This is a genomic window from Cupriavidus campinensis, from assembly GCF_905397395.1.
Classification (GTDB): domain Bacteria; phylum Pseudomonadota; class Gammaproteobacteria; order Burkholderiales; family Burkholderiaceae; genus Cupriavidus; species Cupriavidus campinensis.
The window spans coordinates 17,608-37,876 of sequence record NZ_CAJPVH010000011.1; the positions used below are offsets into that span (position 1 = coordinate 17,608).

At 68.7% G+C, this 20,269-nt stretch carries 16 protein-coding genes; 4 read left to right on the forward strand and 12 right to left on the reverse strand.

Features of this window, described 5'->3' with window-relative positions; translation table 11 throughout:
* Position 1: 1 nt before the first annotated feature.
* Together KHO18_RS09330 and KHO18_RS09335 are read right to left on the reverse strand one after the other, a co-directional pair.
* On the reverse strand, positions 2-964 hold the full coding sequence (locus KHO18_RS09330; protein ID WP_377731484.1) for a tripartite tricarboxylate transporter substrate binding protein: 963 nt from the start codon (positions 962-964) through the stop codon (positions 2-4).
* A 155-nt stretch (positions 965-1,119) separates the two neighbouring features.
* Entirely contained in the window at positions 1,120-1,542 is a 423-nt protein-coding gene (locus KHO18_RS09335; RefSeq protein ID WP_211943056.1) for a helix-turn-helix domain-containing protein, read from the reverse strand.
* Positions 1,543-1,623: 81 nt separating this feature from the next.
* Here KHO18_RS09335 and KHO18_RS09340 point away from each other — a divergent pair, with 81 nt between their 5' ends.
* Positions 1,624-2,457 (forward strand): class I SAM-dependent methyltransferase, encoded by an 834-nt coding sequence (locus KHO18_RS09340; RefSeq protein ID WP_211943057.1) that lies wholly within the window; start codon positions 1,624-1,626, stop codon positions 2,455-2,457.
* 325 nt (positions 2,458-2,782) lie between these two features.
* Here the strand turns inward: KHO18_RS09340 and KHO18_RS09345 are convergent, their stop codons facing one another.
* The 4 genes from KHO18_RS09345 to KHO18_RS09360 all read right to left on the reverse strand — a co-directional run bounded on the left by KHO18_RS09345 (position 2,783) and on the right by KHO18_RS09360 (position 7,271).
* Positions 2,783-4,363, reverse strand: coding sequence for an EAL domain-containing protein (locus KHO18_RS09345; RefSeq protein WP_211943058.1), 1,581 nt, complete (start codon positions 4,361-4,363; stop codon positions 2,783-2,785).
* Between the two features lie 18 nt (positions 4,364-4,381).
* Entirely contained in the window at positions 4,382-5,221 is an 840-nt protein-coding gene (locus tag KHO18_RS09350; protein ID WP_144195175.1) for a tetratricopeptide repeat protein, read from the reverse strand.
* Between the two features lie 45 nt (positions 5,222-5,266).
* The gene (ku, locus tag KHO18_RS09355) at positions 5,267-6,196 is read right to left on the reverse strand and encodes a non-homologous end joining protein Ku (protein WP_144195173.1); all 930 of its coding nucleotides are present in this window, start codon (positions 6,194-6,196) and stop codon (positions 5,267-5,269) included.
* A 136-nt stretch (positions 6,197-6,332) separates the two neighbouring features.
* Entirely contained in the window at positions 6,333-7,271 is a 939-nt protein-coding gene (locus KHO18_RS09360; RefSeq protein WP_144195171.1) for a helix-turn-helix transcriptional regulator, read from the reverse strand.
* 153 nt (positions 7,272-7,424) lie between these two features.
* Between KHO18_RS09360 and KHO18_RS09365 the strand changes: the two genes are divergently transcribed.
* Positions 7,425-7,961 carry a carboxymuconolactone decarboxylase family protein gene (locus tag KHO18_RS09365; protein ID WP_211943059.1) on the forward strand — a complete coding sequence of 179 codons (537 nt, stop codon included), beginning with the start codon at positions 7,425-7,427 and terminating at the stop codon, positions 7,959-7,961.
* A gap of 38 nt (positions 7,962-7,999) precedes the next feature.
* Here KHO18_RS09365 and KHO18_RS09370 read toward each other — a convergent pair whose 3' ends face one another.
* Positions 8,000-9,199, reverse strand: coding sequence for a BamA/TamA family outer membrane protein (locus KHO18_RS09370; RefSeq protein ID WP_211943060.1), 1,200 nt, complete (start codon positions 9,197-9,199; stop codon positions 8,000-8,002).
* A 481-nt stretch (positions 9,200-9,680) separates the two neighbouring features.
* Here KHO18_RS09370 and KHO18_RS09375 point away from each other — a divergent pair, with 481 nt between their 5' ends.
* Positions 9,681-10,121 carry a MarR family winged helix-turn-helix transcriptional regulator gene (locus tag KHO18_RS09375; protein ID WP_092297785.1) on the forward strand — a complete coding sequence of 147 codons (441 nt, stop codon included), beginning with the start codon at positions 9,681-9,683 and terminating at the stop codon, positions 10,119-10,121.
* 26 nt (positions 10,122-10,147) lie between these two features.
* Here KHO18_RS09375 and KHO18_RS09380 read toward each other — a convergent pair whose 3' ends face one another.
* Complete coding sequence (locus tag KHO18_RS09380; RefSeq protein ID WP_211943061.1) at positions 10,148-12,010, reverse strand: flavin monoamine oxidase family protein; 1,863 nt, start codon at positions 12,008-12,010, stop codon at positions 10,148-10,150.
* Between the two features lie 5 nt (positions 12,011-12,015).
* Positions 12,016-13,293 carry a cytochrome c gene (locus KHO18_RS09385; RefSeq protein ID WP_211943086.1) on the reverse strand — a complete coding sequence of 426 codons (1,278 nt, stop codon included), beginning with the start codon at positions 13,291-13,293 and terminating at the stop codon, positions 12,016-12,018.
* A 188-nt stretch (positions 13,294-13,481) separates the two neighbouring features.
* Between KHO18_RS09385 and KHO18_RS09390 the strand changes: the two genes are divergently transcribed.
* On the forward strand, positions 13,482-14,894 hold the full coding sequence (locus KHO18_RS09390; RefSeq protein ID WP_144195163.1) for an aminotransferase-like domain-containing protein: 1,413 nt from the start codon (positions 13,482-13,484) through the stop codon (positions 14,892-14,894).
* A gap of 18 nt (positions 14,895-14,912) precedes the next feature.
* On the opposite strand, the gene KHO18_RS09395 is transcribed toward KHO18_RS09390, so the two are convergent.
* The 3 genes from KHO18_RS09395 to KHO18_RS09405 form a co-directional block, all read right to left on the reverse strand.
* The gene (locus KHO18_RS09395; RefSeq protein WP_211943087.1) at positions 14,913-16,397 is read right to left on the reverse strand and encodes a glycine betaine ABC transporter substrate-binding protein; all 1,485 of its coding nucleotides are present in this window, start codon (positions 16,395-16,397) and stop codon (positions 14,913-14,915) included.
* A 166-nt stretch (positions 16,398-16,563) separates the two neighbouring features.
* Complete coding sequence (locus KHO18_RS09400) at positions 16,564-16,953, reverse strand: cupin domain-containing protein (protein WP_211943062.1); 390 nt, start codon at positions 16,951-16,953, stop codon at positions 16,564-16,566.
* Positions 16,954-16,983: 30 nt separating this feature from the next.
* A complete protein-coding gene (locus KHO18_RS09405; RefSeq protein ID WP_211943063.1) occupies positions 16,984-20,112 on the reverse strand; it encodes a DNA translocase FtsK 4TM domain-containing protein in 3,129 nt (1,042 codons plus the stop codon).
* Between the last annotated feature and the right edge of the window lie 157 nt (positions 20,113-20,269).

Below are 20,269 nucleotides of genomic sequence, written 5' to 3' on the forward strand. Positions count from 1 at the left end.
TTCAGTTCAGGCTGATGTGGCCGTCCTTGACGACCTGGCTCCAGCGCAACGCCTCGCCCCGCACGTAGCGGGCAAGGTCGTCGGGCGTGCCGGGGCTCACGATCAGGCCCTCGGCGTCGGCGCGCTTGCGGAATGCCTCGGATGTCACGGCCTTGCGCGCCGCCGCGTTCAGGCGGGCGATGACCGGGCCCGGCGTGCCAGCCGGCGCGTAGAGCCCGTACCAGCTCTCCGCCACGTAGCCGGGCACGCCGGCCTCCGCGATGGTCGGCACGCTGGCCAGGTCGGGGCTGGCGGAGCGCTGGGCGCTGGTCACGCCGAGCGCGCGCAGCTTGCCCCCTTCCAGCAGATTGCCGACGGCGGACGCCGTGGCGAACATCAGGTCCACCTGCCCGCCGAGCAGGTCGGTGATGGCCGGGCCGGCGCCCTTGTAGGGGATGTGATTGAGGTCGACGTGGGCCAGCCGCTTGAACAGTTCGCCGGCCAGATGCGCCGACGTGGCCGGCCCCTGCGAGGCAAACGAGACCTGCCCCGGCTTGGCCTTGGCGGCGGCAATCACGTCCTGCACGGACTTGTACGGGCTGTCCTTGCGCACCACCAGCACATTGGGCGAGCGGCCGACGAGCATCACCGGCGCAAACGCCTTGTCGGTGGCATACGGCAGCTTCGGCTGGAGGCTCGGATTCACCGCATGGGCGAAGGTCGCCATGACCAGCGTGTAGCCATCGGGCGCACTTTTCGCCACATTGTCCGTGCCGATGATGGTGCCGCCACCGGGGCGGTTATCGATCACCACGGCCTGACCGAGGTCCTGCGCCATGGCCACGCCCATCGCCCGGGCGATCAGGTCCGTGCCGCCGCCGGGCGAGAACGGCACCACGATGCGCACGGGCTTGTCTGGGAAGGTGCTGGCGGCCTGCGCCGCGCCGGGTGCCAAGGACGTCAAGGGCACCCACGCGGCGGCGATCAGGGCAAGGGAAACGGAACGAATGCTGGGAAGTGCCAAGGCTGTCTCCTGTAGCGTTTAGCCACGCCCTCGCGGGTGCGGGGCATGTGTCTGGAATGGCTACAGGTTAGGCTTCGGCGGGAATCGGCGCGATGGTCCAATTCCATCCAATGGAATTAAGTGGGAGGACGTCGCCGCCGGGGCCGGGCCTGCTGGGCGGCGGCAAGGCCAAGGATCTTGCGGAAGGTCGGGCACTCCATATGGCTCGGCGCCGGGCAGGCCGCGGCGTGGCGCAGGCCGTCGCGCATGGCGGTGAGCTTGCGGATGGTCTGGTCGAGTGCGTCGGCCTTGTCGGCCAGCATCGTGCGGTCGATGCGCGGCTGCCCACCGGGCACGAAGACCGCGCCGATCTCGTCGAGCGAGAACCCGGCGGCACGGCCCAGCGCGATCAGCGCAAGGCGCTCCAGCACCCCGGCATCGAACACGCGGCGCTGCCCTCGCCGGCCGATGGGCACGATCAGGCCCTTTTCCTCATAGAACCGCAGCGTGGAGGCCGGTACGCCCGACTGGCGCACCACCTCGGAAATTTCCAGGCTCACGTCTTGACCTCAAGTTGACTTGAACTGGCATATTGCAGGCTTCGACGCCCGCAGACAAGCCAGACCAACCAGGAGACCCGCATGGATGCGCCCCGCCCGACCGATGACTCCCAGACCGCGCTGTGGAACGGCACGGCCGGCAATGCCTGGGTCGATGCCCAGGCGATCCTCGACCAGTTGTTCCAGCCGTTCGAAGACCTGCTGGCCCAGACCACCGCCGAGCTTCAGGCGCACGCCGTGCTTGACGTGGGATGCGGCACCGGCGGCACCACCGTGGCCGTGGCCCGGGCGGCCGGCCATGCGACGGGCATCGACATCTCCGCCCCCATGCTCTCCGCCGCGCAGGCGCGCGCCACAGCGCAGCAAGTGCCGGCGCAATTCATCCTCGCCGATGCCCAGACGCACGCCTTCGCCCCGGCCAGCTTCGACCTGATCGTGTCCCGCTTCGGCGTGATGTTCTTCGACGACCCGGTCCGCGCCTTCGCCAACCTGCGCCAGGCCCTCCGCCCCAGCGGCGCGCTGCGCGTCATCGCCTGGCGCAGCGCCGCCGAAAACCCCTTCATGACCACCGCCGAACAGGCCGCCGCCCCGCTGCTGCCCGAACTGCCCCAGCGCCAACCCAACGCCCCCGGTCAGTTCGCCTTCGCCAACGCCGCCCGCGTCGAACAAATCCTAAAAGACAGCGGCTGGCACGGCATCAGCCTCCAGCCCATCGACGTCACGTGCACCTTCGCCAAAAAAGACCTGCTCACCTACATCACCCGCCTCGGCCCCCTGGGCCGCATCCTCCCCGACCTCGACGAAAGCCGCCGGAAAGCCATCATCGATGCCGTGCGCCCGGCGTTCGCCCCATACGTGCACGGCAAGACGGTCAGGCTGGATGTGGCGTGCTGGATGATTGGGGCGGAGGGGTGAGCTTTGTCGCCGGTCATTGGCAGTCACCGCGCAACTGAATAGGATGGCCGGATTTCTGTGGCATTCCTTTTGAGAGACACTCCCGCATCATGCGCGCAACAAAATTCGTCGTCCCTTGTCTGGCACTCGTGTTTGGATCGGCTTACGCCTTGGACGAGCGGAAAGGAACAGTGCGCGCTTGCCGCAGCGCTGGGCGGCGGCGCGATTGGCAACGCGTTGGAAATCAGGCGGTTGGCCTGCGAGGCCGAACTCAACGCCTGGCGCGCCGATCAGCTTCAGCGGGCCTTGGTCGACCTGCCTTTGAAGTAATGGCGATGGCGGCCACCTAAGCCGCCACTACCGCCTTCGACTCCTGCACCTCCCCGTCGCCCAGAATCTCCCGCGCGCTGGCCGGGCGGCGGTACAGGTAGCCTTGGGCGCAGTCCACGCCAACTTCCGCCAGCAAGGCGTGCTGGGCTTCCGACTCGATACCCTCCGCGATGACCACCAGCCGGAAGTGGTGCGCCATCGCCACGATGCTGCGCAGCAGGGCCCGGCCGTCCGGGGAGACGTCCTGGGTGAACTGCCGGTCGATCTTCAGGTAGTCGAACGGGAAGTTGCGGATCATGTCGAGGTTGTTGTTGCGCGTGCCGAAGTCGTCCACGGCCAGGCGGATGCCGGCGTGGTGCAGGCGGTCGAACGCTTCCATGGCTGCGCCGTGGTCGGCCAGCAGGTGGCGCTCGGTGATCTCCACCACCAGCCCGGAGCCGGCCGGCATCGACGCCTGCAATGCCGCCAGCTCCGCCGCGAAGCCCTTGCGCCGCAGGTTCAGCGGTGCCACGTTCACGGCCACATGGAGCGCACGCGTCGGACAGTAGCGGTTCATGTCGTTCACGGCCTGATGCAGGACGAAGCGCGTGATGTCGTCGATCACCGCCGTGGATTCCACCGTTTCGATGAACGACGCGGGCGGGATCATGCCCCAGCGCGGATGGCGCCAGCGCAGGAAGGCTTCCACGCCGATGGTCTCCCGCGTGCGCACCGCCACGATCGGCTGGTAGGCCAGATGGAACTCGCGGCGCCGCAGGCCCTGCCGCACGGCCTGGAGCAGCAGGCGCTTCGGCGCGGCCACGATCAGGAAGCCGGCCACGGCCAGTAGCCCCAACAGCAGCCCGATGGCGCCCACGAACAGCCCGTAGCGGCGCATCAATTCCGACGAGAACGCCGGGGAGGCCACCACCGCCACGGCGAGCGGATAGGCGCTGGAGCGGGCCAGCGTGCTGCGCGGGATGGGGGTGGGCGCATCACGGTAGGTGCCGTCCTGGTCCATCATGGCCTCGCCCACGCTCAGGGCAATGGTGCCGGCGCCGAATTCCTTGCCGTGCGCCAGGGTGTCCACGAGGTAGGTGCTGTCGATCACGAAGACCGCACCCTGCGAGGGCTGGCTGGCGCTGGGCAGGTACAGCACCAGCGCGGGCGCCTGCTCGCGGAACGGCGTGCGGCCCACCAGCACGATGCGCTGGTGTCGTGCGGCGGCCGTGTTATCGCCGAAATACCAGCTCAGCGGCACCTTGATCTCGCCACGTGCCGACGAGCAATAGATCACGTCATTGGCCACCATGGCCGCCGCGCGGGCATAGGGGATGTAGCTTTCGCGCTCGCGCAGCGGGCGGCCGATCTCCGCACAGGGCTTGCCGGCCAGCGGCGCCACGTGCCGGGCGCCCTCGCGCTCCACGGTGGCGATGATGCGTTCGATGGCGGCCACCACGTCCCGGGCGACCATCGACTCGCGGCGGTCCACCAGCTGCTGGGCGTACTGCTCTCCCACCCACAACGCAGTCGCCGTGGTCACCGCACACACCAGCAGCGACACCAGCCATGTGACGGGCGAGAAAGACCATCCCTCGAAGCGGTCGCGCCATGCCATGCCAAAAATACCCCTCCCCTAGTCCACCGGCTCTAGCCGGCGGTACTGGTTGTAATGCCGGATCGCGCGGCGCGGGTCGCCGAGGGCTTCGTGCAGCCGCGCGGCGTTGTAGTGCGCATCGGCGAAATCGGGGGCCATTTCGATGCACGCGTGGTAGCTCTCCAGCGCCTCGCGCGGCGCGCCGGCGTCTTCCAGCGCCACGCCGAGGTTGAAGTGCAGCAGCGGCTGCGCGGGCAATGCCGCCAGCGCGGCCCGGTAGCTGGCCACGGCGTCGGCATGGCGGCCCTGCTCGCTCAGCAGGCAGCCCAGGTTCAGCCAGGCATCGAGGTAATCCGGCGCCGCTGCCACGGCCTGCCGATAGGCCGCTTCCGCGCCGGTGGCGTCGTCATGCTGCTCGCTGGCCACGCCGCGTTCGAACCAGCCAGTGGGATCGGTGTCGCCCGTGAGTGAAGACGGTGCCCGCGCGCGTCGCAGATCGACGATATTGCCCGATGGCTGCGGCAGTCTGCCGGCCGCGTCCAGGTCCAGCACGAACTGGCCCGTGTCCACATGCCAGCGGCCCTGGCGGTCTTGCACGGTCACGTCGCCGCCCACGGCGGACAGCCGCAGGCCGGTGGGCGGGCGCCCCTCGCCCAGCCCTTGCAGCCGTTTCAGGGAGCGGGTGATGTGGCGCGTGGGAATGCGCGAATCGCGCAGCGACTGGGCCGTGCGCAGCAGCACCACGTCCTGGAACGTGAACCGGTAGGCCTGGCGTGCGCCGCGCCGGGGCGCGATGACGCCGGCGGCGATCAGCGCCGTCACCACGGTGCGCGAGATGCCCAGCACGCCCTGGACATCGCGCATGGAGTAGTCATCCATCAATACGCATCCATCGTGGCTTCCATGGCGGCTTCCCTCATGGCGCTAGCCCTGCTTGCGGGCGCGTTTTGGCTCGGCAGCGGTCTTGGCCGGCGCGGCGGCACGGCGGGCGGTCTTGCGCGGCGCGGTCTCTGCAACCGGCGCGGCAACCGGCGCGGCGGCCTTCCCCGCACTCTTGGCAGCCGCCGGCTGGCGCTTGTTCGCGCCGATGCTCTTGCGCAGGGCTTCCATCAGGTCGATGACCTCGCCGCCGGACGGCGCCGGGGCCTCGACCGCCACGGTGATCTTCTTGCCGGCGATCTTCTTGTCGATCTGGTCAAGGATGCGCTGCTTCTCCTCGTCGGTATAGGCCGAGGCGTCGTAGCCTTTCACCGAGTTTTGTTCGATCAACTGCTGCGCCAGCGCCAGCTCGGCGGGCTGCACATCGGTTTCCTCGACGTGCAGGTCGGCCATGTCACGCACCTCGTCGGCATAGAGCAGTTGCTGGAGGATCAGGCCATCGTCGCCCACGCGGATCTGCACCATGTACTGCTTGCCCTTCCACGACCATTTGGCCAGCGCGCAGGTCCTGGTCTTGCGCATGGCCTCGGCCAGCAGGTTGTACGGCTTGGCGCCGCGCTTGTCCGGGCCCAGATAGTAGGGCTTGTCGTAGTAGATCGGGTCGATCGCGCCGGCGGGCATGAAGGAGACGATGTCGATGGTCTGCTGCGCGGCTTCCTCCAGCGCGCTGAGTTCCTCGGGCGTGAAGGTCACATAGCGGTCTTTCTCGAACTCGTAGCCCTTGACCATGTCGGCGCGCTCCACCACCACGTCTTCCTTCAGGCAGATGTACTGCTGGCGCAGGCGCGATCCGCAGCCCTTGTGCAGCAGGTTGAAGCTGATGCCGGACTTGCTCTCGGTGGCCGAGAACACTTTTACGGGAATCGACACCAGCCCGAAGCTGATGGATAGCGAGGCGATGGAACGTGCGGCCATGGCGCAGCCCTCCTGAAGACTCCTGTGGTTCCGTCGAGTCTAGTCAACGCGGGGCCCTGCCCGCCAGCGGGCGCACGCCGCGAGTTTGTGACGGGTCACCTCCTACAACGTAAATGTAGGCGATGATGCACATTTTTCACGCCTCCGCCACACGGCGCACGCGATGCTGGCGCCGGTACGCGCCCGGTGCGATGCCGAAATGCTGCGCGAACACGCGGCCGAACGCAGCCTGCGAGGCGTAGCCGCACTGCTCGCCCACGGCAGCGGCGGAAAGCCCATCCTGCCGCAGCAGCCGGGCGGCGCGCTCCATGCGCAACGTGGTCACCAGTTCCAGCGGCGTCATGCCGCCCAGTTGGGCAAAGCGCCGCGCCAGCGTGGCGCGCGAGACGTTGCACAGCGCGGCCAGGCTATCGACGGTCCATGGCTGCTCCGGCGCCCGCACCACCGCCTCCACCACGCGCGTCATGCGGGCATCCGCCATCAGCGCGATCAACCCGCGCGACACCCCGCCCCGCTGGATCAAGGCCCGCAGCAGCACCGTGAACAGCGCCGTGGACAGGTCCGCCACAATCGCCGCCCCGCCCGGCCGTGGCCGGTCCGCCTCGGCATGCATCATGCCGATCAGGCCACGCAACCAGCTTGCATCCCCGTGCCGGTTGGCATCGTCGGTGCCGATGCACAGCACCTCCGGCAGCGTGCGCAGCAGCACATCGGCCGAACTGCCCAGCACGAAGGTGCCGCACAGGATGTCCAGTGGTGCGGCGGCGCCGGGCACGGTGACTTCGGTGACCACCCCGTTGAAATGGCGCGACGGCGCCACGGTGCGCGAGCCGGCCTGCAGGCCCATCAGCGTGTGGGCGGCACCGTGCGGGAACAGCAGCACATCACCGGCGGTGGCGCGCAGGCGCGCATCGCCCACAGTGATCTCGATCTGGCCTTCCAGGATCACGTGATACGGCACGTGCCCCGGCGCGGCCTGGGCGTTGAAGTCGGACCAGACCCCCGCCACGCGGCAACGCAGGTCCACGGTGCCCGACGGGGCCAGGAGGCGTATGAGTTCGCTAAGACTGTCCATTGAGACGATTGAGCAAAAAGTTGAGTGAATTCTAGTCCATTCGGATCGCCGGCACTCCTACTATGGAGTCCAAGGAAGCGCCACGCAGCACGGTGCCTCCGCAGCAAAGGAACCCCGATCTCTCAACTATCGAACCAGCAAGGAACTTCAATCATGACCACCCGTCTCCATACCGCCCCCGTCCAGCAAGCCACCGGCCAGGCCGCCGAACTGTTCGGCACGATCCGCAAGAGCCTCGGCAAGGTGCCGAATATGTACGCCACCATCGGCAGCAACGCGCCGGCCGTGTTGGCGCAGACGCTGCATGCCGGCGAAGTCGTGAAGGGAAGTTCACTCTCTGCGCGTGAACTGGAAGCGATCAACCTGTCCGTGAGCGAGCACAGTGGTTGTGACTATTGTGTGGCTGCCCATACGATGATTGCCAAGCTGGCCGGCTATACCGCCGAGGAAACGCGCCAGCTGCGCCAGGGCAGCTATCCGCAGGACGCCCGGACCGACGCGCTGGTGCAATTTGCCCTCGAACTGGTGCGCACGCGCGGCACGCTGCCGGCCGCGAGCGTGGAGGCGGTGCGGGCCGCCGGCTTCAACGACACGCAGATCGTGGAGGCGGTGCACGCGGTAGGTGCCATCCTGTTCACCAATATGATCAACCGCGTGAACGACACCACGCTGGACTTCCCGGCCGTGTAAGGAACCGGGCCGATGATGGGCGGTGCGTGGTCAGCCAGTCAGCGCCACGCGCTGCCCATCTGGATATAGAAGGCGTTCTGGTCACGGCTGTGGGCGATGTCGATTCCCATCGAAATACCGAGCTTGCGCGCGATGACATAGCGGAAGCCGGTGCCCACGCTGACCACGGTGCTGGCGTCCGCGAAATCATTCCAGCGCCCGTACGCCTTGCCCACCCCGCTGAAGGCGAGTACAGACCAGCGCGGCGTCACGTCCCAGCGCAACTCCACTTCCGAGACGACGGCGTTGCGATCCTGGTAGCGGCCCACCTGCACGCCGCGCAGATCGACATAGGGTTGTGCATAGAACGGCACATCGCCGGTCGAGAACCTGGTGTCGGCGCGCAGCCCCAGGATCAGCGTGCGCGCGATGGGCAGCCAGGTGAAACCGCGCGCGTTATACATATTGAAGTCCTGCGAACTGCCGAGTGCCCCGCGTGCGAACTGGGCCTCGAATTCGGCATAAATACCGCGACCCGGAAAGAAAATATTGTCGCGGGAGTCATAATCGACTACGAGTGCACCCTTTCCGATGCGCTGTTCGCTGGTCACTCCCCCCACTTCCGGGGCGCTGCCGCCGAATTTGAATGTGGCCGTGGAATCGAAATAGGTATAACGCGGCCCGACATACCAGCGCGAATCGGCCACACGGAACAGCACTTGCTGCACCAGGAACACGCCGTCGAGCGAATAGTGGCGCGGCTGGTTCGACAGCCCGAAATACTCGAGATTTGCGCTCACCTTGGCAATCGCACCCAGATAGCGGATGCGGTCGCCCTGCCAGGTATGGAAATGCGCGAGCCCGGCTGCCCAGGTGCCATTTTCGGTATAGGCGCCGCCAATGCCGGTGATATTGGGCGGCGCGGGGCCTTCACCGCTGGCGTGGGACTCGGCGGCGCGGTCCGCCAGCGATTGCGAGAAGAACAGCAGCCCAAGCCCCAGGCCATAGCCGACCGCCGGCTCCGTGATGATGGTCGGCACGGGCAGCGCGCCCTTGTGGTGGAGCAGGAAATCGCTCATGTCGAGCATGCCGTCCTCGGGATCGAAGAACGACAGCGGCGGCTTTTCCGTCTTTCCCGGCGCGGCGGCTGGCGGCTGCGCCTGCGAAGGGACCAGCGCGTCCGGTACGGGCTGGGCCAGAACGCCCGATGCGGCAGCCGCACTGAGGCCCGCGATCAGGGCCCGGGCGAATGGATGCATGGTGGCTCTCATCGATGAGCTGGCGTGCGCGATGGGGCGACGCTCTGCGGCGAATGTAACGTAGCCTGCGCCCCCGTGACCGGATTGCCGATATGAACGTTCTTGCGGGCGTGTTTAGTTTTCTTTTTCGCGCGGCCCGGGCCAGTGTCGATGCCGTACCTTGCAACTTACCCGCTCGGGTCATCCGGTTTAACTCGACAGAAAATCAGTCCACCCGGATGGGTGATTATCTAGGGGATTATTCCCGGTGCTAATTTAGATACCAGCGGTATTTAAATCAAATCACAATAAAATTGAATTCACATTTTTTGCAAGATTTGCCAGACTAAGTCGGAACATGGCATGCGGCACATGTTCCGGCGCGCACGGCGTATGCGCGCACGCAACCGAAGGCAACGAACAGACGGCTATTTCCGCCGCGCTTACGCGCCGGCGAGTCATCGCGCGACTTGATCGATTGGATGCAAAGGGGGTAAGCGCAGTGAACCACTACACCAAAGACAACTTCCAGCTCACACAGAGCATCGGCTTTCATCTCAACAAGGCCCGCAACAGCCTGCTGCTGGAGATGGATTCGGCCTTGCGCCCGCTGGACATCAACGGCCAGCAGATGGGCATCCTGCTGTCGCTGAACCGCGGCATGGCGACCACGCCGTTCGAGATCAGCAAGCTGCTGGGCATCGACAGCGGGCTGATGACGCGCATGCTCGACAAGCTGGAGGAAAAGCGGCTGCTGGAGCGCAGCCGCAGCATCGACGACCGGCGCGTCGTCAACCTGATCCTGACCGAGAAAGGCAAGGCGGTTGCCACGCAGATTCCCGATATCGCGCCGGAGGTGCTGAACCACCACCTGAAGGGCTTCAGCGAGGAAGAATTCGAGGAATTCCGCCGGCTGCTCCAGAAGTTCGTTACCGGCAACTGACCGGAGCCGTTTCCCCCCTGCCGCCGCTAGGCGGCGGGGCGGGACAGGCTGTCCACGGCGCGCCACGCCGTATCGACCGCCCCCGTCACCGATGCACTGCCGGCGCTGTCCGCGCCAGCAATCCGCACATTGCCCACCCCACGCCCGGCCTGCTCCAGCGCGGCCTGCAGGGTGGCGTCGTCCGGCGCCAGTCCGCCAGGCATATAGCTGTAGCCATGCGCCCAGCGGTTCAGCGTGATCGCACGCACCTGTTTCGATGAGGCAAAGCCGCCCGGGGCCAGCATGCGGTCCAGTTGGGCGCGGATTTCGCGTTCGAGGGCGTCGAAGGGCGTGCCGAGCAGGAAGGCCCGGCCGGCGCGGAAGCGCTCGCGCGCGCTCATGCCGCTGTCCGGCACGGTGGGCACGTAGAGCATGTGGAGGACCACCGGGTTGGCGGGATCGACAGCAGCGCCAGCCGGCGCCTCCAGCCACAGGTCCGAATACGGCATGGTTGGCGCGTGGACGCGCCACGCCTTGAGGGTCTCGAAGGCGCGCCAGTCGTCCAGCGCCACCTTCGTATACACCACCGGCGCCTTCACGCACGCGCGCAGCGTGGCCTTGGCCGGCGCCGGCAGCGTCGGCAGGATGAACGGCACCATCATGTTGTAGCCGGCCACCACCACGTGCTGCGCCTCCACGCGTTGCAGGTTGCCCTGCCAGCCATAGGTCACGCGCGTGATGCGCACATCGGGTTCGATGGCCACCGCCGTGCTGTTCAGGCGCACGCGCACCGGGCTGCCGTCGCGGTCCAGCCGGGCATAGTCGAAGCGGGCATCGGCCAGCCCCGCACCGCCGCGCGGCGCCGTGGACACGCCCGGCACCAGGGCCTGGATCAGCGCCCGGGCCAGCGTGGCGTTGCCATCGGCAAACCAGAGCCGCGAGGCCGGCGACTTGCCGAGGCGCGGATCGAGCACCCGCGCAGGCATGCCCGCGCCCGCCGGCAGGCCGATGGCGATGGCCTGCGCCACCGAGATGCCATCCGCGTCGAGCGCATAGGCATCGTGGCTGCGGCTGCGCAGGAAACGCACGCCCGGCAGGCCCAGCCCCGCTTTCTCGCGCAGGAATACCGCGTAGCGCGTGCGCTGGATGTAGGCCGTGCGATCGGCCCCAATCATGTCGGCGAGATAGTCCACCCCGCCCTGCGCCAGCCGCAGCAGGGCCTGCCGGTCTGCCGGGGGCAGCGGCGCGGCATCGAGAAAATGGGCGATGGCGTCAGTGGGCGGCTGGCCGCCCACGTTCCGGGCATCGATCCCGTCTGCGAACGGGTCGCCCGCGAGCCACTGGTCGCGGCCGAAGTGCTCGGCGTCGAAAAACACCGCGCGGCCCAGGCCCCGGCGCTGATAGGCGTCTCCCTGGCTCGGTGGCGGCGCGGTGCGGATGTCGATGCCCACCCCGGCCAGCATCGCACGCATGGCCGTACTGTCGGTGGCGGATGGCGGCATCTCGGCGCTGCCGCCGTAGCTCACCAGCGTCTTGCCGCGCACCGTGAATTCGTTGCGCTTGGCGTGGCCGCCGAAGTCGTCGTGATTGTCGAGGATCAGGATGCGCCGGTCCGCGCCAAACTTCTGGCGATAGAACCACGCCGTGGCCAGCCCGCTGATGCCGCCGCCCACCACCACGAGGTCATACGATTCGCGCGCCAGCACGGTCGGGTACGTAGTGCCTTCGCGCGCCAGGCCGTGGGCCAGCGTGAACGTGCCGGCGTGGTTGCCGCGCAGCCCGGTCAGCGCAGGCGGGTAGCCGGCCGCTGCGGCCTGGGCCCGTGCCTGACCAACCAGCCCCGCCGGGGCAATACCGGCCGCAATGCTCAGCGCGGCGCCATTGAGGAAGTCTCTACGGGTGATCGTCATGGGCGTCAGCGCGATGGGGGCCGTACGGGTTCGGGCGTGGGCGTGCCGAGTTCGCGCCGGCGGGCGGCCACGGCGGCCTCCGTCACGGGCGCGGCGCGGTTGCCCCAGCTGCCGCGGATGAACGTGAGCAGGTTGGCCAGCTCCTGGTCTTCCATGGTCCAGCCATAGCCGGGCATGTGGTAATCGGTGGGCGCGGTGCCCACGCGCGCGGTCACGGCGCCCTCGAGCAGCAGGTTGATCAGCGACGCCGGGTCCGGATCGGCCACGGTCGGGTTGCCCGCCAGCGGCGGAAACACCCGCGCGAAGCCGCGTCCGTTGGCGTTGTGGCAAGGCATGCAGAACGTGGCGTACTGGCGCGCGCCGGCAGCGTCGAAACGGCCCTGCTCCAGCAGCGTGGTCACGGCGGGGTCGTAGCGGAATGGCTGGGTTTCGCCGCGCGTGCCCGGCAACGATTTTAGATAGGTGGCCACGGCGTCCAGATCGGCCGGCGCCATATGCTGCGTGGAGGCAGCGATTACCGTGGACATCGGCCCGAAGGAGGTGGCGTGGGCGTTGCGGCCGGTACGCAGGTACTCGGCCACATCCGCCTTCGACCACGCGCCGAGGCCGGTGATCTGGTCGCCGGTCAGGTTCGTGGCCGACCATCCTTCCACGGAGGCGCCCGCCAGGAAGTGCCGGCTGCGCTCGTCCAGCCCCTTCTCGCCATACAGCGGCCCGCGCGGCGTATGGCAGGCGCCGCAGTGCGCCACGGCCTGCACCACGTAGGCGCCCCGATTCCAGGCGGCGCCCCTGGCGGCGTCGGTGCGCACCGGGTCATCGCGCAAGTTCAGCCAGTTCCAGGGCACCAGCAGCCAGCGCATGCTGTACGGCCAGCGCATCTCGGCGCCCGGGTTGGACTGGCTGACCGGCTTGACCTCGGCGCGCAGGTAGGCGTAGAGCGCCGCCACGTCGTCACGCGTCATGCGCGCATAGGACGTGTACGGCATGGCCGGATAGAGACGCTTGCCGTCGCGCGCCACGCCACGGCGCACGGCGCGGTCGAAGTCATCGAGCGAATACTGGCCGAGGCCCGTGGCGGCGTCGGGCGTGATGTTGGTCGAATAGACCGTGCCGGCGCCGGTGCGCAGCGGCAGGCCGCCGGCCATGGGCGCCCCGCCCTCCCTGGTATGGCAGGCGGCGCAGTTGGCGATGCCCGCCAGGTAGCGGCCGCGCGCGATCTGCTCCGGGGACGGCGCGCTCGCCGGCGCCGCGGCCCGCGCGGGCCGCGCCGGCCGTACGGTCATCACGGTCAAGGCCGCAAGCACGGCGAGGGCGGCCGGCAACCACCTTCCGAAACATCGCATGGGGCGCATCCTGTAATCGGACTGCATGGGGACGGATTGGACCCAACATCTTGCGGCCTGAGCCCGAAACGGAACAGAATCAGCCGCATGACTTTTTACCGTATCAGATTTGCGCCGATTCCCAAAGCATGAAACGTTATGAAGCGTTGGCCGAGACACTGGCCGCCGACATCCGCAACGGCACGCTGCCGCCCGGCACGCGCCTGCCGTCCATCCGCAAGACGGTGGCCCAATATGGCGTGAGCCCGTCCACGGCCTTCCAGGCCTACTACCGGCTCGAAGAGCGCGGGCTGGTGCGGGCGCGCGAGCGGTCCGGCTATTACGTCGCGGGCGCCGCCACCCGCGTGCTGCCAGCGCCCCGGGCGCACGCGCCGCAGAAGGTGTCCACCGAGGTCGATGTGTCCCGGCTGGTCTTCTCCGTGCTGGATGGCGCGCGCGAGCGCGATCTGGTGCAGTTCGGCTCCGCCTTCCCCTCGCCCGAACTGTTCCCGTGGGAGCGGCTCGGCAAGGCGCTGGCGCGCGCCGGCCGCGAGCTCGATCCGTGGAACAGCGTGGACGACCTGCCGCCGGGCAACGCCGTGCTGCGGCAGCAGATCGGGCTGCGCTACCTCGGTACCGGCGCGCCGCAGCCGGTGGACGACATCATCGTCACCAACGGCGCGCTCGACGCCCTGAACCTGTGCCTGATGGCCGTGACCGAGCCGGGCGATGTGGTGGCCATCGAGTCGCCGGGGTTCTACGCCGCGCTCCAGGCGCTGGAGCGGCTCCGGCTCAAGGCGGTGGAAATTCCGGTCGACCCCGTGCATGGCCTCGATCTGGACGCACTGGAGGCGGCGCTCGGGCGCCATCGCATCAAGGCGTGCTGGTTCATGACCCAGTTCCAGAACCCGATGGGCGCCAGCATGGTCGAGGACCGCAAGCGCGCGCTGGTGGCCCTGCTCGCGCGCCACGGTGTGCCGCTGATCGAGGACGATGTCTATGGCGAGCTGTACTTCGGCAATCGCTGCCCGCTGCCGGCCAAGGCGTTCGACACCGAAGGGCTCGTGATGCACTGCAGTTCGTTCTCGAAGACGCTCGCGCCGGGCTTCCGCATCGGCTGGGTGGCGCCCGGGCGCTACGGCGAGGCCATCCGCCATCTGAAGCTGATGACCACGCTGTCCGCCGGCGTACCCACGCAACTGGCGCTGGCCGAATACCTGCGCCATGGCAGCTACGACAAGCACCTGCGCCGGCTGCGCCATGTGCTGGAAATGCAGCAGGGGCAGATGATCGCAGCCATTGGCCGGCATTTCCCCGACGATGTGCGCGTATCGCAGCCTGACGGCGGCTATTTCCTGTGGGTGGAGCTGGCCGAAGGCTTCGACGCACTGGCGCTGCATCAGGCCGCCCGGGCCGCGGGCATCGGCATCGCGCCGGGGCCGGTGTTCTCGGCGCGGCAGGGCTATCGCCATTGCATCCGGATCAACTACGGGCACGCCTGGAACGATACGGCCGAGGCCGCCGTGAAGACGCTGGGCACGCTGGCCAAAGCCCGCCGATAGCGGCAGAAGCCCGACGATTCAGGCGCGGCGGCGCCAGGCCCAGTACGCTTCCACCAGCCCGAAGCCGCCCTGCATGGCCAGCGCCAGCAGCGCTGCCGGCACTGCGCCGGCCAGCAGCAGCGTGGAATCGTTGAGCGCCAGGCCGGTGGCAATCCGTTCGCCGTAGCCGCCTGCCCCGACGAAGGCGGCGATGGTCGCCGTACCCACGCTGATGATGGTGGCCGTCTTCACGCCGGCCAGGATGATCGGCATCGCCAGCGGCAGTTCCACGTAGCGCAGCACCTGCGCGGGCCGGAAACCCAGCGCGCGCGCCGCATCGCGCATGCCCTGCGCGATTTGTTGCAATCCGGTACAGGTGTTTCTGACGATGGGCAGCAGCGCGTAGAGGAACAGCGCGACCATGGCCGGCCAGACGCCAATCTGGCCCAGCAGCGGAATCAGCATGGCCAGTAGCGCCAGCGACGGAATCGTCTGCAACACGCTCACCACGGCCAGCACCACCTGCCCGAGCCGGCGCCGCCGCGCCGCGATGATCCCGAGCGGCACGCCCAGCAGCGTGGCCGCGCCCACCGCGCCGCCCACCAGCGCCAGATGCCGCACGGTGAGGCGCCAGGTATCGGCGCTCCAGAGCACGCCGCCGAGGCCCTCGCGCCGGTCGCCCTTCTTTTCAGTCACCAACGCGGCCCCCGCCCCGCCCACGAACCGCCGCGCGATGGCCGCGAACGACTCGCCATCGATTTCTGCCGCCGCGTTCATGTCGATCATGTCCGTCACGCTGATCCGCCCGGCCAGCCCCTGCAGCGCCTGCCATGCGGCGGGATGCCGGCGCGGTACGTCGAGCCGGTAGACCACCACGGCGTCGTAGCGCGGAAAGACGTGGCGGTCGTCCTCCAGCACGCGCAGGTGAAATTTGCGGATCTTGGCGTCGGTGGAATAGATGTCGGTGGCGTCGATCTGCCCCTCGGCCATTGCCTCGTAGGCAATGCCATGGTCGATGCCGACCGGCCGCTGCGGCAGGCCATAGCGCTGCGCCAGCATCGGCCAGCCATCGGCCCGGCCCAGGAACTCGTGCGACAGGCCAAGCCGCAGCCGGGGCTGGCCGGCGAGGTCGGACAGCTTGCGCAGGTTCCCCGCGCGGGCGTCGGCGACGGCGATCGCATAGGTATTCTCGAAGCCCAGCGGGATGCCCGCGCCAAGGCCCATCGGCGCCAGCGCGGCGTTGATCTGGGCCAGCGTGGCGCCGGGCGGCAGCTTCAGGATCTCGCCGGCCAGCGTGCCGGTGTAGTCGGGATAGAGGTCGATGCTGCCCGCCTTGAGCGCCTCGAAGACGATGGCGGTGTTGCCCAGGCCGGGCAGGTGGCGCGCCGCGCTATTCGCGGCGGCGGCGGCGGTCTGGGTCAGGATTTCACCGAGGATGTACGACTCGGTGAAGCGCTTGGAGCCCACGCGCAGCGGCTCGGCCTGGGCCGGGCGGGCCCACAGCAGGGCCGCCATGAGCGCCATCCACGCCACGAGCAGCGGGAATACGGTGGGAAAACGCTGGGTCGAGGCAGGCAAGCCGGGGCTCCGCGTGGGGATGTCCCGACATCATAACGGCAGTGGATCAGGAAGTCGGGCCAGCCTGGCGGCCGGGTTGTGCGCCGGGTTGTGCGCCGGGTTGTGCGCCGGGTTAATCGCCGGATTGTGCGCCGGATTGGTTGCCGGATTGTGCGCCGGACGGCTGGCGCGCGACATGCACGGCCAGCCAGATGGTCGGCTGGGCCGCATCGGTCCAGGCCACCCGGTGGCGGCAATGGGCCGGCAGGTGCAGCCAGTCCCCCGCGCCCAGCGTGTGCGTGGCGCCGGCCTCGATCTCCACCGCGCCGCTGCCGCTGACCACGAGCACCCATTCGTCCTCGGGGCTGTCGTACCAGAAGCCCGGCGGGCTGGCCTGGCCGTTGGAGACGATCCGCTCGATCCGCACGTCGCCGGCACCCTGCCACTGCGTCAGCGCCGTAAACACCTCGCCCGGCGCATTCGCCGGCACGTCATGCAGCAGGTTGCCGTGGATCGGTGTCATTGGTGGTTTCCTCCGCCCTGGCCAGCCGGGTTATTCGGGGCCGCCCGGGGCGAGTACCTCGCGCGTGCCATTGCGGCCCATCGGCGAGACGAGCCCCGCCGCTTCCATCTGCTCGATCAGCCGCGCGGCCCGGTTGTAGCCGATACGCAGCTGGCGCTGCACGGCGGAGATCGACGCCCGCCGCGAATTCAGCACGAACGAGGCCGCTTCGTCGTACAGGGGGTCAGACTCGCCCTCGCCGCCGTTCTCGCCGAAGAGGTCGGTGGCGCCTTCCGGCGTATCGCCGGCCAGGATGGCTTCATCATAGTCAGGCTCGCCGAACTGCTTCCAGTGCTCCACCACCCGGTGCACCTCGTCGTCCGCCACGAACGCGCCATGCACGCGCTGCGGGTAGCCGGTGCCGGGCGGCAGGAACAGCATGTCGCCCTGCCCCAGCAGGCTTTCCGCGCCCATCTGGTCGAGGATGGTCCGCGAATCGATCTTCGACGACACCTGGAACGCCACGCGCGTCGGGATATTGGCCTTGATCAGGCCGGTAATGACATCCACGGACGGCCGCTGCGTGGCCAGGATCAGGTGGATGCCCGCCGCGCGTGCCTTCTGCGCCAGCCGGGCGATCAGTTCCTCGATCTTCTTGCCAGCCACCATCATCAGGTCGGCCAGTTCGTCGATCACCACCACGATCAGCGGCAGCGTGGACAGCGGCTCGGGCGCGTCCGGCGTCAGCGAGAACGGGTTGCGCACCTTCTCGCCGGCTGCCTCGGCCGCGCGGATTTTCTGGTTGTAGCCGGCCAGATTGCGCACGCCGAGCGCGGACATCAGCCGATAGCGCTTTTCCATCTCCCCCACGCACCAGTTCAGCGCGTGCGCGGCCTGCTTCATGTCCGTGACGACGGGCGCCAGCAAGTGCGGAATGCCCTCGTAGACCGACAGCTCGAGCATCTTGGGGTCGATCATGATCAGGCGCACGTCTTCCGGCGTGGCCTTGTACAGCATCGACAGGATCATCGCGTTGACCGCGACGGACTTGCCCGAACCGGTGGTGCCGGCCACCAGCAGGTGCGGCGCGCGAGCGAGATCGGTCACTACCGGGTTGCCGGTGATGTCCTTGCCCATCGCCAGTACCAGCCGCGAGGCATGCGACTGGAACGCCGCGCCAGCCACGATCTCGGACAGCCGGATCATCTGGCGCTTCGCGTTGGGCAACTCCAGCCCCATGCAGGTCTTGCCGGGAATGGTTTCCACCACACGGATCGACGTCACGCCGAGCGCGCGCGCAAGGTCCTTCATCAGCCCCACCACCTGCGCGCCGCGCACGCCCATGGCCGGGTCCACCTCGAAGCGCGTGATGACCGGCCCGGCGCTGGCGCCAACCACCGACACCGGCACCTTGAACTCGGCCAGACGCTGGGCGATCAGCTCGCCCGTTTCGCGCAGATGCGCTTCGGAGACTTCCTCGCCGCTCTCGACCGCTGATTCGAGCAGGCCGGCATCCGGGAGGCGGTAGTCCACGATGCGGGGCGGCGGCGGCGGGGTGACCGGGGCTGGGGTTGCTACGGGGGCGGCGGGCGCGGATGGGGCCACAGCCGGCGTCAGCGGCACGGTCCTGCCGACTACCGCAGGCAGCACGATGCGCGGCTTGGGCGCGGGCTGTACCAGCGTGTTGGCGTCGAACGCGGGGGTGTTTTCTTCGCCTGTGTCGTCGCTCGCGTCATCGTCCGATGCCTCGGCGGCGGCCGGTGACGGCGTGGGCGCCTCGATGACGAAATCGGCCGACGCCACGGCGTCTGCCACGGAGAACGTGGGCTCGGGATCGGGCTCGGGATCGGGCTCGGGTTCGGGCTCGGCGGCAACGATGGGCTCCGGCGCGGCTTCCGGCTCGGCAAGCACCTCCGCCACCGGTTCTTCAACCGCTTCAGGCTCGGCCACGGGCGTTTCCGCCACCGCCACCGGCGCAGCCTCCTGCCCTGCCCGGCCCGCCAGCGCGCGCAGTTCGGCCAGCAGATCCATGGCCTCCTGGCGGATCGCGGCCAGCGTCACCGGCGCGTCGGGTGTCGCGGGGACGGCGGCGGGCGCTGGCGCCGCCATCGTATCCACTGCATCCACCACAGCAAGATCGTCGATCCCGTTCACGATGGCTTCCGCGCGGGCCACGACTTTGGCCTCGATCGCCGTCGTCGCCGTCACGGCGGGCGGCTCCATGACGGCCACGTCGGACGTGGCGGCGGACACCGCCACCGTGGCCGCCTGTGCGGCTTCCGGCAACGTAGTGATGGCCGAGCGCAGGCCGAGTGCAGGATTGCGGAATGGGCTGCTCACCACGGTCGCGCGCGGCGCGACGGGCTTTTGTGGCGCAGGGGTGGGTGCGGGATTGGGCGTTGGGTTGGGCACCGGGGTGGGCACCGGGTTGGGCACAGCGGCCCGGGCCGGCTGCCGCGCCGGAGCCGGCTTCGCGGCTTGCGGTGGCACCACGGCCGCCGGTTTGGCGGGCGCCGCCTTCACGGCGCCGGGTGAATCGGCGTGATGCAGCCAGATCTCGCCCGGTTGCGGCGGCGACTGGCGCGTGCGCGGGGGCGGCTGCCATGCCGGCTGCTTGCGCGCGGAGACCGCCTCAATCTGCTTGGTGCGCGGCGGCGTGGGGCTCCAGCCGGCGGCGCTATGGGTGGGCAGGGACGTGGTTTCCCAACGGTCCAGCCCCTCGCGCCCTGCTGCCAGCGACGGCGACGCCGCCACGCCGGCAAACGCGCCGGCATCGGTGCGGGACTCGGGGCGTGCGGCGGGACGTGCCGGCTGACGCGGCGCATCGTCCTGCGCGCGCGGCTTGCGCAGCAGGAACAGGCTGCGCCAAGTCTCGCCAAAGACCATCGGCGCGGCCAGCCCCAGCACGGCCAGCATCATCAGCAGCGCGCCGGTCCAGCCCAGCAGGTTGGACGCCAGCCCAGCCAGCGCATGCCCCACGGCGCCGCCGGCGCCCTCGCCTTCGGCCGCCGTCAGGGACTCCAGCGTGGCGCTGGCGCCCAGCACCAGCAGCGTACCCAGCCACACCCGCAGCGAGCCACGACCAAACGGCCGGCGGTCGCCGGCAAGCGCGCGCGTTGCTGTGCGCCATGCCAGCGGCAACAGCCAGAAGGTCGACAATCCGAACCAGCCCAGACCCATGATGAATATGAAAACGTCAAAACTACGGGCAGCGATTGTAGCGGGTCTGAGCGCCCCGGATGGCGCCAATCCCGGCCAATTGCCAAAAATCAGAGGATTCTCTGACTCTGCATGACCAGCGACCGCGCGGGAGTACCATCGCCGCAACGCTCCTCTC

Bases quoted from the DNA above. Each gene is read 5' to 3' on its own strand.
- KHO18_RS09340 (WP_211943057.1), top strand. From the start codon at position 1,624: ATGGATGCGCCCCGCCCGACCGATGACTCCCAGACCGCGCTGTGGAAC.
- KHO18_RS09345 (WP_211943058.1), bottom strand. From the start codon at position 4,363: ATGGCATGGCGCGACCGCTTCGAGGGATGGTCTTTCTCGCCCGTCACA.
- KHO18_RS09350 (WP_144195175.1), bottom strand. From the start codon at position 5,221: ATGGATGACTACTCCATGCGCGATGTCCAGGGCGTGCTGGGCATCTCG.
- ku (WP_144195173.1), bottom strand. From the start codon at position 6,196: ATGGCCGCACGTTCCATCGCCTCGCTATCCATCAGCTTCGGGCTGGTG.
- KHO18_RS09360 (WP_144195171.1), bottom strand. From the start codon at position 7,271: ATGGACAGTCTTAGCGAACTCATACGCCTCCTGGCCCCGTCGGGCACC.
- KHO18_RS09365 (WP_211943059.1), top strand. From the start codon at position 7,425: ATGACCACCCGTCTCCATACCGCCCCCGTCCAGCAAGCCACCGGCCAG.
- KHO18_RS09370 (WP_211943060.1), bottom strand. From the start codon at position 9,199: ATGCATCCATTCGCCCGGGCCCTGATCGCGGGCCTCAGTGCGGCTGCC.
- KHO18_RS09380 (WP_211943061.1), bottom strand. From the start codon at position 12,010: ATGACGATCACCCGTAGAGACTTCCTCAATGGCGCCGCGCTGAGCATT.
- KHO18_RS09385 (WP_211943086.1), bottom strand. From the start codon at position 13,293: ATGACCGTACGGCCGGCGCGGCCCGCGCGGGCCGCGGCGCCGGCGAGC.
- KHO18_RS09390 (WP_144195163.1), top strand. From the start codon at position 13,482: ATGAAACGTTATGAAGCGTTGGCCGAGACACTGGCCGCCGACATCCGC.
- KHO18_RS09395 (WP_211943087.1), bottom strand. From the start codon at position 16,397: ATGGCGCTCATGGCGGCCCTGCTGTGGGCCCGCCCGGCCCAGGCCGAG.
- KHO18_RS09400 (WP_211943062.1), bottom strand. From the start codon at position 16,953: ATGACACCGATCCACGGCAACCTGCTGCATGACGTGCCGGCGAATGCG.
- KHO18_RS09405 (WP_211943063.1), bottom strand. From the start codon at position 20,112: ATGGGTCTGGGCTGGTTCGGATTGTCGACCTTCTGGCTGTTGCCGCTG.